15 protein-coding genes are annotated in these 13927 nt (G+C 32.9%); 14 read left to right on the top strand and 1 reads right to left on the bottom strand.

Annotated elements, in window-relative coordinates:
• Window positions 1-51: 51 nt before the first annotated feature.
• From NKG37_RS25520 to NKG37_RS25505, 5 genes are all read left to right on the top strand, one after another.
• Window positions 52-1041 (top strand): class I SAM-dependent methyltransferase, encoded by a 990-nt coding sequence (locus NKG37_RS25520; protein ID WP_169188970.1) that lies wholly within the window; start codon window positions 52-54, stop codon window positions 1039-1041.
• A gap of 98 nt (window positions 1042-1139) precedes the next feature.
• The gene (locus NKG37_RS26225; RefSeq protein ID WP_302183201.1) at window positions 1140-1268 is read left to right on the top strand and encodes a hypothetical protein; all 129 of its coding nucleotides are present in this window, start codon (window positions 1140-1142) and stop codon (window positions 1266-1268) included.
• 38 nt (window positions 1269-1306) lie between these two features.
• Window positions 1307-2497 (top strand): acetate kinase, encoded by a 1191-nt coding sequence (locus NKG37_RS25515; RefSeq protein WP_016202801.1) that lies wholly within the window; start codon window positions 1307-1309, stop codon window positions 2495-2497.
• Window positions 2498-2676: 179 nt separating this feature from the next.
• The gene (locus NKG37_RS25510) at window positions 2677-3648 is read left to right on the top strand and encodes a tyrosine-type recombinase/integrase (RefSeq protein WP_254415559.1); all 972 of its coding nucleotides are present in this window, start codon (window positions 2677-2679) and stop codon (window positions 3646-3648) included.
• Between the two features lie 219 nt (window positions 3649-3867).
• Entirely contained in the window at window positions 3868-4617 is a 750-nt protein-coding gene (locus NKG37_RS25505) for a hypothetical protein (RefSeq protein WP_254415558.1), read from the top strand.
• 13 nt (window positions 4618-4630) lie between these two features.
• On the opposite strand, the gene NKG37_RS25500 is transcribed toward NKG37_RS25505, so the two are convergent.
• On the bottom strand, window positions 4631-4846 hold the full coding sequence (locus tag NKG37_RS25500; RefSeq protein WP_254415557.1) for a helix-turn-helix domain-containing protein: 216 nt from the start codon (window positions 4844-4846) through the stop codon (window positions 4631-4633).
• A 150-nt stretch (window positions 4847-4996) separates the two neighbouring features.
• Here NKG37_RS25500 and NKG37_RS25495 point away from each other — a divergent pair, with 150 nt between their 5' ends.
• The 9 genes from NKG37_RS25495 to NKG37_RS25460 all read left to right on the top strand — a co-directional run bounded on the left by NKG37_RS25495 (window position 4997) and on the right by NKG37_RS25460 (window position 13685).
• The gene (locus NKG37_RS25495; RefSeq protein WP_254415556.1) at window positions 4997-5356 is read left to right on the top strand and encodes a hypothetical protein; all 360 of its coding nucleotides are present in this window, start codon (window positions 4997-4999) and stop codon (window positions 5354-5356) included.
• The gene (locus NKG37_RS25490) at window positions 5353-5619 is read left to right on the top strand and encodes a hypothetical protein (RefSeq protein WP_254415555.1); all 267 of its coding nucleotides are present in this window, start codon (window positions 5353-5355) and stop codon (window positions 5617-5619) included. Before NKG37_RS25495 ends, NKG37_RS25490 begins: the two co-directional genes overlap by 4 nt.
• Window positions 5603-5728 (top strand): hypothetical protein, encoded by a 126-nt coding sequence (locus tag NKG37_RS26220; protein ID WP_302183200.1) that lies wholly within the window; start codon window positions 5603-5605, stop codon window positions 5726-5728. The genes NKG37_RS25490 and NKG37_RS26220 overlap by 17 nt, the downstream gene beginning before the upstream one ends.
• Before the next feature lie 77 nt (window positions 5729-5805).
• Window positions 5806-6105 carry a hypothetical protein gene (locus NKG37_RS25485; RefSeq protein ID WP_254415554.1) on the top strand — a complete coding sequence of 100 codons (300 nt, stop codon included), beginning with the start codon at window positions 5806-5808 and terminating at the stop codon, window positions 6103-6105.
• 631 nt (window positions 6106-6736) lie between these two features.
• On the top strand, window positions 6737-7564 hold the full coding sequence (locus tag NKG37_RS25480) for a helix-turn-helix domain-containing protein (RefSeq protein WP_254415553.1): 828 nt from the start codon (window positions 6737-6739) through the stop codon (window positions 7562-7564).
• Between the two features lie 44 nt (window positions 7565-7608).
• Entirely contained in the window at window positions 7609-7932 is a 324-nt protein-coding gene (locus tag NKG37_RS25475) for a hypothetical protein (RefSeq protein ID WP_254415552.1), read from the top strand.
• A gap of 73 nt (window positions 7933-8005) precedes the next feature.
• Complete coding sequence (locus NKG37_RS25470; protein ID WP_254415551.1) at window positions 8006-9097, top strand: DUF5659 domain-containing protein; 1092 nt, start codon at window positions 8006-8008, stop codon at window positions 9095-9097.
• Between the two features lie 269 nt (window positions 9098-9366).
• On the top strand, window positions 9367-10614 hold the full coding sequence (locus NKG37_RS25465) for an ISL3 family transposase (protein ID WP_254415550.1): 1248 nt from the start codon (window positions 9367-9369) through the stop codon (window positions 10612-10614).
• Window positions 10615-10796: 182 nt separating this feature from the next.
• Complete coding sequence (locus NKG37_RS25460) at window positions 10797-13685, top strand: hypothetical protein (protein ID WP_254415549.1); 2889 nt, start codon at window positions 10797-10799, stop codon at window positions 13683-13685.
• Window positions 13686-13927: the final 242 nt, after the last annotated feature.

Below are 13927 nucleotides of genomic sequence, written 5' to 3'. Positions count from 1 at the left end.
AAGGTTTCTCAAAGGTAATAACAACAATCTACAATAAATAGGTGATAATATATGAACATTTCTCCAGTAGAAGAATTATTTACAGTATTCAATGAAACAGCATTGATTATACAAGAAGAATTAGAGTATACGTATTTAGAATCATTAGCTTTATCAGGGGAAAATATTTTCCAAGAAGCTATTTTACAGGAAGAATTGAGCGAACTAAGCAAAAAGAGATTAAGAAAATCGTATGAAGCAATTAAATTAGCTAAGTACACAAAAGAAGAAATACGCAAAGCTTTTCAACTTGTCATTTTAAAAGGGATGAAAGAAAGTACACAACCAAATCACCAAATGACACCAGATTCAATCGGCATTCTTTTCGGCTATTTAGTGCAGAAGTTTTATGTAAAAGAGGATCTTCGTCTGTTAGATTTAGCGGTTGGTACAGGGAATTTATTAACAACCGTAATGAACTATCAGCAAGGCAAAAATTTAGCTGCATATGGTGTAGATATTGATGATTTACTATTACAGCTAGCTCTAGTAAATGCTAATTTGCAGGAACAACAAGTTGAATTTTATAACCAAGATAGCCTAGAACATTTATTCATCGATCCAGTAGATGTAGTCGTGAGTGATTTACCAGTTGGCTATTATCCAAATGATGTTCGTGCAAATGAATTTAAAGTGAAAGCTGAAAATGGACATACTTATGCTCATCATTTATTTATTGAACAAAGCATGAATTATTTAAAACCAGGTGGCTATGCATTTTTTGTTATTCCCAATAATTTATTTGAGTCTGAGCAAGCGGATAAACTCCATGAATATATAAAAGAAGAAGTTCACATACAGGGGATATTGCAATTACCGGAAACGCTTTTCAAAAATAAACAGTCGGCAAAAAGTATATTGATTCTGCAGAAAAAGGGGAATAATATAGTAGCGCCAAAACAAGTATTACTTGCAAAAGTGCCAAGGCTATCCAATATGCCAGCTATGGAAAAAGTTTTAAGTGAAATGGATACATGGATCAAACAGAATAAACAGGAATAAAATGTACTCTTTACTAAAATTGTTATAAGACAGATTTTTTCTATTATATAGAAGATAATCGACATAAATATGTCTTTTTTTCGAAAAATACACGAAAAATGAAAAAAATATCAATAACAGGGTATAATGTGCTTGAAATGTTTCTAGTAGAATGTTTTAATGAAAAACTGAAAGAAGTAAATCTTGTCTGTAATATGTTTGGATCTGTTCAATGTCAGACAAAGTAAATAATAAGTTGTTATATAAAAGGGGAGTAAATCATTTTATGGCAAAAATTATTGCGATTAATGCGGGTAGTTCTTCATTAAAGTTTCAGTTATTTGAAATGCCAAGTGAAGAAGTAATTACAAAAGGTTTAATAGAACGCATTGGATTAACTGATGCTGTTTTCAATATTTCCGTTAACGGTGAAAAAATCAAAGAGGTTACAGAAATTCCAGATCATGATGTAGCAGTTAAAATTCTTTTAGGAAAATTAACAGAGTTAGGCATTATTGCATCATTAGATGAAATCGATGGAATTGGACATCGTGTAGTACATGGTGGAGAAGAATTTGCTGATTCTGCAGTAATTACAGATGAAGTAATTGATAAAATTGATACTTTATCAGAATTGGCGCCTCTACACAACCCAGCAAACTTAACTGGTATCCGTGCATTCCAACATGTATTACCGAATGTTCCAGCAGTAGCAGTATATGACACAGCGTTCCATCAAACTATGCCTGAGAAATCTTATTTATACAGTCTTCCATATGAATATTATGAGCAATATGGAATTCGTAAATATGGTTTCCATGGTACTAGCCATAAGTACGTGTCTCAACGTGCAGCTGAATTATTAGGTCGTCCAATTGAACAATTACGTTTAATTTCATGTCACTTAGGAAATGGTGCTAGTATTGCTGCTATTGAAGGTGGAAAGTCCATGGACACTTCTATGGGATTCACTCCTCTTGCTGGGGTAACAATGGGAACTCGTTCTGGTAATATCGATCCAGCTCTTATCCCGTTCATCATGGAAAAAACAGATCAATCTGCTGATGAAGTGCTACAAGTATTAAATAAAAAGAGTGGTCTTTTAGGAATCTCTGGTTTCTCCAGTGATTTACGTGATATTACAGAGCAAGCAAAAGAAGGAAATGATCGTGCAGAGCTTGCCTTACAAATATTTGCCGATAACATTCATAAATATATTGGATCATATGCATCTGGAATGAACGGTGTAGATGCAATTATCTTCACAGCCGGTATCGGTGAAAACAGTGAAATCGTTCGTGCTAGAGTACTTCAAGGTCTTGAATTTATGGGCGTATACTGGGATCCAACATTAAATAAAATTTCTGGTGAAGAGTCATTCATTAACTACCCACACTCTCCAGTAAAAGTAATGGTAATTCCAACAAATGAAGAAGTAATGATTGCAAGAGACGTTTGTAGATTAGCTGGAATCTAAGGGTTTTTGAACATATGTTCTCCTTATATTAGCTATAGGATAACCATTACCTGAAATTTGAGAGCAGCCTTTTTTCGTATCATTTAGATATGGGAGGAGGTTGCTTTTTTTTGTCTAATCCAGTCTATCGAAAAACAAAAAGGTTCACTAATTATCAGCTAGCAGAGAGAGTATTCACGATGGATGATGCAAGAAATATTGTGATGAAAATCAAAGAACTGGAAGGGGTAAGTGCTTCTTCTTTGGCGAATTACGAAAAAGTGTTCAATGATTTTGACCGTTATTTTGGAGATAAAACGGATGTACAAACTTTAACTTTTGATCACGCTAGGGATTTTATGTATTGGCAACTTAATGATAAAGTTCAATTTGCTAATCACAAGTATCTTAATGCGAATTCAAAAAAGAAAGGTGTGTCAAAAGGGACAGCTAATACATATCTCAATCACGCCAAGTCCATTTTTAATATTTTAGTCGAAGAGAAAATCGTTGAAGAAAATATATTTTCTAATCTAAACAGGATAAAAGATAAACAAAAACAGGTTGATACACTAACCATCCAAGAAGTACAACAGATACTGAAATCGCTAAATAAAGAACTCTATAGTGAATTTCGTGAATTTGTGATTATACATTGTCTGTTAGATTCTTTCGGAAGAATCAATGAGGTTTTATCACTCAAGAAACAAGATGTTGATTTTATAGCACAGACCGTCACTTTCACTAATACAAAGAATGGGAAAATTAGAATGGTTCCAATCACTAAAAAAACAGTGAAACTAATTGAAGAAATGATAAAAGAGAATGAGGATTTTAACAGTGAGTATATTTTCCTTACCAATCATGGGAAACCATTAAGACCAGATACGTTTAGAAAGCATTTTAGGGTAATTACAGAGAGACTCAATATAGGAAAGAGAATTCATCCACATTTATTCCGTCACACTGCTTCTATGCTGTTCTTGGCTCAACCAGGGGCATCTATGAGGGCTTTGCAATCTATCCTTGGGCACAGTGAGTTATCAACAACCTCAATTTATGCCCACATGTTAGATGATACCGTGAAGGAACAACATGCTATGTTCTCACCTTTGCATTTAATTGAGGAAAAGAGAAAAACAACTACCAGAAGAAAGTTGAAAATTAAATAAAGGACTCGGAGTTAAAGTCCGATTCACATAAAAAAAATAAAAAAGATCCAACTGCGGGAACAGTTAGATCTTCGGTATGTCCACTAAGGAACACTTATTAGTTAATATAATTGTATGTTATTTCCTTCAAAAAATCAAGGATTTTCATACATTTATTAAGGTTTGACTTTTTTAAGTAGGACATACCTCCCTAATACTATTTTTGGAGGTTTATTTGTCGTGAAACAAAACAATATAGAATCATTTAAACACTTATCACAATTTAAAGATATTAAGGACTTTAACAATAATATAGAGCAGTGGATGATTGATATTAAATCTAAATTCACTAAGTCAGAACTTGTTGGATTAAAAAGACTTATCCGTTTCTGTGCGAAAGTAACTGGTGTTAGTAATGCTAAAATCGCAACTATAACAAAGGCTACTCATGAGCTAGATCAATATGCTATCAGTCGCTCAACATTTAAGCGTATGACTTCTAAGGCTCAATCATTAGGCTTATTAGTCATACATCAAACAGAGCGTAAGAATGGCAGTAAATCAAGCAACGTATACGTGTTTAATCGCTTTGAACCATCTAATCAGCAACAATTGAACCATGCTAAAACTATCAATTCTCAAACTACCCAAATAAAAGATAAAGAAATACGTACAGAAGAACCTGTTCGTAATGATCAACCTAAAGTTATTTCTAATTTTGTTAATAAATCCTTTGCCGATTATGCTGCATACTTTTTCCAAGTTGAGCAAATAGAAGAGCTATTTAGAATCAGTTACATACACTCAAAGTTATTCAAACTAACTTCAAATGAGCTAGAAACAGCGTCAAATGAAGCCATAAGAGTATTGGTATCAAAGATACGAAAACGCAAAGTGAAGAACGTGAATGGCTATTTCAATGGGATTGTTAGGAAGGTATTTAAAAAGTATCAGATTATTAATTTGTTTAACGAGGTTTTTGAACAATAAAAAAGACAGGAGTTTATTCACTCACTGTCTGGTCTTTAACATGTGTTATTACTTCTTCAATTTCACAATTTAAATAATTACAAATATCATCCAACACTTTCATTGAAATATATTCATCTTTGCCTATTTTAGCAATTGTGGCTGAAGATGTTTTAATACCTTCCATGAGTTCTGATTTAGATATTTTTTTCTTATGTAATGTAGAAATCAATGGTGCGTAAGATATCACTAACTTCCCTCCTTTTTAAAGTTTTCTTTAGAAAGTATAACATATCTTTAAAAAAGTTAATATAAAATGTTGACATTTAGTTTTCTAAAGGTTATTCTATATTTAGAAAGTTAAATATTTATTTAGAAAACAAAAGTGGAGGTTGTTAAAATGTTACTTGAACCAATTAAAATGCTTTTGGATTACAGTCACAAAAATCAACTAGATACAAGTTATCAGGAGATAGGCGGGGAGATTATTAAAGCCTATAAGATTAATGATAAAACAGCTTTATATCTAAATGGAGATGAAGCATTTCTATCAGAAATGAAATATATCAATGAATTAGATCTTTATTACTCAACTGGCTTGCTAGTCAATCTAGGGAAGGTCGGTAATTTTGAAACTGAAAAGGAAATAATTATAAAACTATACGAAAAACTCACCACAGTCTCATTATTGGAATACTTTACTTCGAATGCATATGACCGCCTAATCGACGAAAATATTACGGAGCTGTTAAAACAATGACAACACAGTACACTCTCTCTAGATTCGAAGTAAGCTCTAATTGTCGGTTAGCAGATTACGAAATTAAAACAATTAAAGCTAGAGTGAACCAACATATCGAAACAATAAACGAAGGATTAGATGAGGGGTATAAATTTTATGACTTGTTTATCCAAACATATTATTATCAAGTAATCGGAATGAGTATGATACTTCCTGCAGTTGGGATTTTATTTGAAATTGCAAGATTAGGGGAGGTAAAAACTGATGAGAATATCAAGTAAAGAATGGCGGTCACTAACTAAGGAGCAAAAACACTACTTATTAGTTGGCATTGCTTTTATACAGCATAAAAAAGGAGTCTACACACCTTTTACTAATATGTTTGATTAAAAGGAAAATATTACCTATATAAAGTTTATTAAGAGATGCCGATATAAAAAGCAAACATTAATAGGAGGAATTAAAACATGACAACTTTAACAGATATCCAGGAACAATTTTTTGCAGGAATTAGTGTAACCGAACTTTTTGCGGAGATGAATTTAGATGAACTATTTCATGCTGAGAATAAGATTGACGATATTAAACTGGAGCTTTATAGTCCGCTTGGGGAAATAGAGATGGATGAAGCATCTACTGACGAACAACTTGCATATGCCAAAAAAGAAGGGTATGAACTTGATAAAATATTTAAAATTATAGATAAAACATTAGCAAAAACTGTAGAAGTAGCTTCATTAAAGGAAATGAATGAACAAACAGCATAATATTTCTAATTATTTCACAAAAAGATATTGACGAAATTTGACATTAGGTTGTATGATTGATTAACCAACAGATTTTAAACTAATACAAATAGACATTCCTGATAAGTTAAATAAAAAGGGATGTCTAACTACTTTATAATTTTTTTAAAAATGGTGATAACTTAAATCATCTATACCTTTTTTAACAATTTAGTGTAAACCAATCTTTATATCTGTATATTGGCTAATAATTTGTTTGAATTTCGAACAAATTGAAACCTAAGATTCGTTTTAAAACTATGTTGTTCAAATTTTGAACGGGTATTGTTGAAAGGTACCTAAAATGTTTTTTTAGAAAATAGGTACTTTTGATAAATTTATATTACCACTTTGTTTTTAAAGTGTCAACAAAAAGTACGATAGAATAACCCTTCCGTTGTACTTAAGGAAAATAATTACATTTAAGGAGGTGATGAAAATGAAGAGTACCCATAAGTTTGTACATAATTGCTGTGATCCTGGTCAAGGCATTCGTCCGCAAGAAACAATTGTTCGACATGATACATAGAAAGATAATATACGAGTTTAGCAGGTATAATTCGGCTACTGCCGGGAAAAAATCGAATGAAACTAATTTAAGGGAGGAAAAATAATGACAAATATTATTGAAGCACTACGAAACGATTCAGATTTTGATTACATAAAGAAGGAAGCATTAATTCACTTTGGTTTTAAACCAATTCCTACAGAAGAGTTTACATACTGGTACGAAAAAGAAAGATGGGAATCTGAACCTGAGGAATTAGAGGAATTAAAAGCATTCAAAGGTAATTATATAGATTTGCTTACCTCAAAAGAAAAAGAAGTAATCGGTGAAGTTAATGAGGAACAAGCTGATAACCCAAACAGAGTAGTTAAATGGCTCTTGGAAGATGGCACTTTAATGGATGTTACAAGAAGTGATAAACGCAAAGAACGCTTTAAATTAGCAAATAAACTACATTGGTATAAACGTGGTCAGGAGTTAAAGCAGAAACGTACTGAACTAGGATTATCACTTACTAAATTGGCTCAAATGATTGGAACATCACCAAGTCGTATCACCAATTTCGAGCAAGGTGAAGCAGTTTTAATGGCTAATCAGTTAGCTCAATCTTACAAACTAGCATTGGAACACTTTGAATTAACAAATAAGAATAGTAACTTAGTAAATCATGTACTCATCAGACACCAAAGCGATAACACATTCACTATTTACCTAGTGATGGCAGATTCGGAAATAAGCTTTGTAGAAAACTATGATGATTTAAGTTTAGCATTAATTATTATTGCTGATGCATTCAAAAACTTAGATGTTCAAGTTTACTTAGAAGATGAACGAGAACAAAGAATGCTTGTTGGACACAGTAAAGATATTAAGTCTCGCCATATTAAATCATGCAAAAACTTCTTGAAATTAGATACGAAAGTAGGTGCTTAATGAATACTAAAGAAACCACTAGATATGAATATGCATTACTTAAAATGAACTCTATACAGCTTAGAAACCACATCAATGAAAAGGTTAATGAACTTACTAAAGGTCATGATACGCATAAAGAATTAGACTTAGCAATTGATGAACTAGACGAAAGATGTAGTCAATATGCTTACGATACTACTCGATTAGACAATATTTTAATGTCTTTTATAGGTGAATACAAACTATATGATTTGTTTGCTGACCATGTTGAAAAGCTTGTCAAGGAATTAGATGATCCAGAAGATACATATCAAGTAGGAAAAGAAATGTATGGAGAAGATCTAGCAGATTTTATAAAGCAGCGTCCTTGGTTAGTAGGAAAATAATAATAGAACTTACATAATAACAGAGACTAATTTGCCGAGTGAGATTAGGCACACATGGGAGAGATGTGATGGGATGAGCGATAATGTTTCAACTATGAAAGAAGATGTTGCTAAACACTTACAGTCTAATGGATTTATCTTGCTTAGGGTCGAGGATATAGATGATAAGAAAAAGTATATCTTCAAAAATACTGAGGGTATACAAGCAACAGTTAAGGAATATCAGCTAATCAAATACTTAAAATATGATGAATTAGAGTCAAAGATATTCATAGCTAATGAGATATTTGACGACTTACAGAATCATATGAAGAAAGCTATACATATACCAGTTGCATATTCGTTTTATTACTTAGCTTCTTGGCTTTATAGGTATGCTAAATACTACGATACAGTAGCAACTATAAAGAAAATGAAGCGTATATTAGGCTATAACCCTGAATCTAGGGGGATTGATTACATATTTAAAAAGAATGGCATATTAGACACAATGGGTTATACATCAACAGATAGGGACTTCCCGTATTATTGGAATATGGAGGATCCACCTTTTGATAATAGACCAGCGTTTACCATGTTTTATCATCCGTATGTCCAAGAAGCATTGCCTAGTGATTACATAGGGAAGATACATAATAAATTCGTCATTAAGACACCAATAAAAGGTTTACATAGGTATGAGGAAGACCTGAAGGAAGGACATGAAAATGGAACTTTCTTTGAGGTGGATAATACTACCCTAGTCCCATTTGAAGTATTTCTATACTGTATGGCGAATGATGATCTAGGATGTACTGCATTCTACTTATACAGTTACATAAAAATGAAGAATCAAATATTCGGTGGTAGATATGACTGCCCGATGATTAAACTAGCTCAGGAAGTAGGGTTGTCTAATACTACCATGAAGGAAGCCTTATCAAAATTAAGGCAGCATAGAGTAATTGACGGTATACATAATCAGGAATACTTCTGCGTGTTATTACCAGATGGGGAAAGGAAAGCAAATACATACATAGCTAATGACTATATCCAGTTTGCTGGAGTTGCAAAACCGTACGACAAGATAAAGGTATTGGAAGCAAATGAATACTTAAAGTTGGAAGAAGAGAAAAAGAAAGAAGTTGAAGGTGAAAGTTTTCCGGTTGAGTTACTTCCTTTTTAATTGACATTTCTCATTGTGTACAATTCCGACCTACATATTAATATAATATGTCAATCTATTAGTATAGTAGATTAATTAATCAATTATAAAATTAAAAGTAAAATAATTATTCTATATTATGATTAGGTCAGATTTATACATTATTAAAAATAGTAATTAAATTATTAGGCTCTACGCCAAAATCTGTTCTTGCTTAAAAAAGAGTACAAAAAAACATCTGTATCCGTTAATGTTGAAAGTACGACCAAACAACAGAACGAGGTATACAGATGCATTCCCATTCTATCAAGGTTTTACTCGATTTACCAGAGTTAAATGTATGTGCTATTCAAAAAGTAAAAGATCAAGTGCTCATTGAAGTGACACCGATTGATGCCACACAGCCTTGTCCAGTATGTGCATCAACGCAAACGATTCGTCGTGGCACGGCTTATCAACGAAAAGTACGTCACCTCCCTGCGTTTGGGAAACGGGTGTATTTACTGCTGCCCGCTATCCGTTTAACATGCAAAGATTGTCATGCCCATTTTGTGTGGCATTACGACTGTGTTGCGCCAAAAAAGCGCTATACAAAGGCATTTGAAGCCACGTTACCGAAACAAGCGATAGGAGCGACGATTGCCCATGCGGCGCGCCTCTCTGAAACACCACCAACAACGGTTCACCGTGTTGTACGTCAATGGATGGCAGTGGAGTCGGTTCGCGTTCAAAGACGATGCGCACAACAGGCTAAAGTGAGTACGGGTCTTGTACTGGGTATCGATGACTTTGCGATTCGTAAAGGACATCGATATAACACCGGCTTACACGATTTACGTGGTGGCACGTTTTTAGATGTCATCCCAGGTCGTACGATTGCAGAATTACAGGATTATTATCAAGCGCAGCCGATTTGGCAGACGCTTAATCCCGTCGCTGTCGTCATGGATTTAGCGCAAGGCTATCATACATTCGTAAAAGAAATGTATCCAAATGCCATTCGAATTGCCGATCGTTTTCACGTCAATCGTTACGTAACGGATACCTTACAAACTATGCGAAAACAGGTTCAAAAGAGCCTTTCTCCCTGTGCGAAAGCCGATTTAAAACAACACTTCCATATTCTTGGTAAACGTCATGACCAGATCACAAGAGACGAAATGGTGATTTTAAAACGACTGCTTGGTTATGCGAAATTACTTCGCCAAGTGTATGAATGGAAAGAAGCCTTCATTGCTTGGTATGACTGCAGTCCATCGTATAGCCTTGCCAAAAAAGGTTACGAAAGATGGCTGGCGCAAGGAAAAGCAATTGACCATCCGATTGTAGAAATCTGTTTAAAAACGATGCACAATTGGCAAGAAGAAATCTGTAATTATCATCAATTGCGTTTTACGAATGCATCGGTTGAAGGAAAAAATAATAAAATCAAGGCTCTGCAGCGTCGTCACTATTTCACTCGCAATCCGGAGTGCTATAAGCAACACATTTTATTGGAGTGCAATGAAGAATGGATTCAATACGGCTACGGCTCTTAGTCAAGAACATGTTTTGATAAAGAGCCAATTATTAATAAATTTAAATATGCAATTATCAATACATAGGAATTAAAAATTTCAGCTTTATATTATGATTAGGCCGAAAAGATACATAATTGATTTTTATAATAACCGGTTGACTACTTAATATAAATAATAAATTACAAAAGGGAGAGTTGTTGTTGAATAAATTACCGACATATATACCATCATTTGAAGCTGAAGAGTTATACGATTTATCTGTTAGAGGTATTGAAACTGATATGAATTACAATGGGATGCAACCTTTCTCATTAGAATTAATTCAACTTAGAAAAATGAAGGAGTTTACAGAGAAGAAAATTAAACTAAAAGGTAATCTAGATGAGAATGGTAATCCGAAAGTTAAGTATCAATCGGACGCTATTATCAATGTTAAGTTTAAAAATAAGGTGAAGGATGGTAAGGAGATTACTTCATTTGTCAGAGGATATGAAAGTTTAATTGACCGATTGAGCTATCAAATTAAGAAACTACATAATCAGAAAAAGTATTGCTTAGAGAAAATCGAATTATCGCAAAACAGTCGTAAAATTAATACATATGAGAAAACAATCGCCAATTGTGAATTTAAGATTGAACGTTTAACTAATCAGATTGAACACATTGAAAATAATAATAATGCTGACATTTATCAACCTATGACATCTGTGGAGTTAAGAAATTATCTGTATACTCAAGGATTTACCTACAAGGGTAATAATTATGTTCTATACAAAAATACAGCTTCTAAAGCTAGAAATTCACAAACTTTATTTATTTTAGATACACTACATAAAAATATGCAAGAGTGGTCGAGAATGGGATTAAAATTCGAAGCACATAAGAAGTATGATATAGCTAGTCTGAAAGCTTATGAGAGTCTGTTGTCGAGTAGTATTATTGGTACAATAAATATTCATCCCGATAACATCTTTATTATTGCAGATGAGTATAGCAAACTGGAAACAGAAGCTTTGGAAGTGGGGAATGATCTAAAAGCCAGCTTTAATCCTGAAGCAACTATTAAAAATAACATATGGGACGGTCAGGCACTTATAGATGTGTCATTAATGAGAAGCATTGGTAAAGAGAAAGCTGGTTCGGCACAGTTAAGAATGCATTTCTTTAAATGTTGTAGTTTCAACACTAATATTCAAAAATTCCTAAGAAATAAACACACCGAATTGACTAATCCATTAAATGAAGAATATGATCCATCTATTCCTGTTAACTTTGATGAGTGGAAACTAACTGATTTATACGGAAACGTTATACTAGCATCTAAGATTTTATTGATCACCACACCTTCAGCATTAAAATTCATGAAATTTGCTGAGAAGGGGAAAGAAAAAGAAGCATATCAGAAATGGTGTGAAAGAGTTATCGCTGATAATTGTCAATGGGGTATATGTAAATTTGAGAAATCCAGCAAGCATAACGGAATGATTAGAAGTTCGTATCAAATGATTAATACTATAGATGCTCAACCTAAGGACATAAAAGAATTAGCAAAGTATGAAGTTGATTACATAGAACAGTTGCAAAATAACAATGATGAGTTTGTGAAGTATTTAAAGGAAGATGCCGATCTTACTAACTGTAATAACATGCTTGTAGACTTATACAATAAAAACAATGAAGTGGCTAATCTTAAATTTTTCCGTACCACTCGGAAAAGTAAAATATCTGCTTATCGAACAAAAGTAAAAGGTGGGAAGGTTCGTTTACAAGGTGAATATTGTACGGTAGTCAGTTCACCTTATGAGATGTTACTCAGTGTTATTGGTAAGCTCAAAGATGAGAATGGAGAAGTAATATCACATACTTTACATAATAATGAAGTCTATACAACATTACATAAATTTAATGAAACATATACAGTCGCTCGAAATCCACATAATGCAATGAATAATTATTATAAGGTTAAAAATACTGATAATCATTTAATTGAAAAGTATTTCAACTTTACAGATGCACCTAATATTATTGTTATCACGGCTATAAAAAGCACAATCCTTGTAGTGGCAAATGGAATGGATACGGACGGCGATACTTTAGCAGTATTCTCAGATGAAAAATGGAACAGTGTCATAGATAAAACGTTATCGAATAGGAAGTATCCAGTCATAATAAATACTATAATACCACCTTCAGATCCAGTTGAATTAACAAATGAAAATTTAAGTCTAATAGATGAAAAGGGTGCGTTAAGTCAAAGGTGGATCGGATCAGTAACTAATACTGCTCAATACCTAGTATCTGTCTTATGGGATATACAAAATGATGATAAATACATAGTGGATAAGGATAAAGTAGATAAAGAGAAGGATATAGATGATATACAAAAGGAGTTAGCTGTAACAGTCGTATTGTCGAATGTTGCGATTGATTATGTAAAGAAGAAAGTAGATATAGATGTTGAAGGAGCACTAAGAAGTATAAAATCAATGCCTGAATTAAAGATACCTACACTTTCATCTAGAGGAAAATTAAGAAGGAAATCAAGAAAGAAACCATTGTTTTGGAAATATGTTACATCAAGTAAACCGAAAAATACAGTTGAATTCAAAACACCAATGGATACGCTAATTCAACATATCGATGCTATTCCTAAAGCTGAATACAATACGAGTAAATTAGGATTGATGGATATAGTGAGAGATTTAACACCAGTAGAATTACAAGAAAAATATGATAACAAGCAAATTGAAGATATTATCGAAGGTGTTAAAGAGTATAAGAAGACAATTGGTAGGATTTATGCTACTGAAAGTATTGAAGAAGATGAGGAGTATCGTGCTTTAAATGATGCTGCTGAAAAAGTTAATTATAAGATAAACAAGAAGAAAATTAAGATCAGTACTTTACATAGGTTATTGCTGGAATTAAGTTACATTATGGAGGTTAACACAAGTAAAAAGGAGGATACAAAAGCAGAGAAACGTATGAAGAAAGATATGCAAGGTATTGCATTATACATCATGAACTATGTGTATATGAATAATAAGGAGAATTTTCTTAGTCTGATAATAGATAAAGAGACTAATTGATTTCATTTTCCCTAAAATAAATACGAAATAAGCCTAAGAACGTTGATTTAATAGGCTTTCTAGCAAACTATTTTGGTTACTAAATGGTAGGGGATTAGCGAAACGCAAGAGCGCTCAAATATTGCGACCGAACGACAAAGAAAGTTAAAGTCGAAGTAGATAGCTAAAATACATCTCCTACCGATTTTTTTATTATTAATATTTAAATTGGAAAATAATTCCGTATAAAAAAGATACTTTTA

Origin of the sequence: Niallia sp. RD1 (assembly GCF_024219955.1) — a bacterium.
GTDB classification, from domain to species: domain Bacteria; phylum Bacillota; class Bacilli; order Bacillales; family Cytobacillaceae; genus Niallia; species Niallia alba.
The sequence above is the reverse complement of the archived record's forward strand: the minus strand, read 5'-3'. Positions and strand labels throughout refer to the sequence as shown.

Excerpts from the sequence above, each read along its gene's own strand:
- NKG37_RS25520 (WP_169188970.1), top strand. The coding sequence starts at position 52 with ATGAACATTTCTCCAGTAGAAGAATTATTTACAGTATTCAATGAAACA.
- NKG37_RS26225 (WP_302183201.1), top strand. The coding sequence starts at position 1,140 with ATGAAAAAAATATCAATAACAGGGTATAATGTGCTTGAAATGTTTCTA.
- NKG37_RS25515 (WP_016202801.1), top strand. The coding sequence starts at position 1,307 with ATGGCAAAAATTATTGCGATTAATGCGGGTAGTTCTTCATTAAAGTTT.
- NKG37_RS25510 (WP_254415559.1), top strand. The coding sequence starts at position 2,677 with ATGGATGATGCAAGAAATATTGTGATGAAAATCAAAGAACTGGAAGGG.
- NKG37_RS25495 (WP_254415556.1), top strand. The coding sequence starts at position 4,997 with ATGTTACTTGAACCAATTAAAATGCTTTTGGATTACAGTCACAAAAAT.
- NKG37_RS25490 (WP_254415555.1), top strand. The coding sequence starts at position 5,353 with ATGACAACACAGTACACTCTCTCTAGATTCGAAGTAAGCTCTAATTGT.
- NKG37_RS26220 (WP_302183200.1), top strand. The coding sequence starts at position 5,603 with ATGAGAATATCAAGTAAAGAATGGCGGTCACTAACTAAGGAGCAAAAA.
- NKG37_RS25485 (WP_254415554.1), top strand. The coding sequence starts at position 5,806 with ATGACAACTTTAACAGATATCCAGGAACAATTTTTTGCAGGAATTAGT.
- NKG37_RS25480 (WP_254415553.1), top strand. The coding sequence starts at position 6,737 with ATGACAAATATTATTGAAGCACTACGAAACGATTCAGATTTTGATTAC.
- NKG37_RS25475 (WP_254415552.1), top strand. The coding sequence starts at position 7,609 with ATGAACTCTATACAGCTTAGAAACCACATCAATGAAAAGGTTAATGAA.
- NKG37_RS25470 (WP_254415551.1), top strand. The coding sequence starts at position 8,006 with ATGAGCGATAATGTTTCAACTATGAAAGAAGATGTTGCTAAACACTTA.
- NKG37_RS25465 (WP_254415550.1), top strand. The coding sequence starts at position 9,367 with ATGCATTCCCATTCTATCAAGGTTTTACTCGATTTACCAGAGTTAAAT.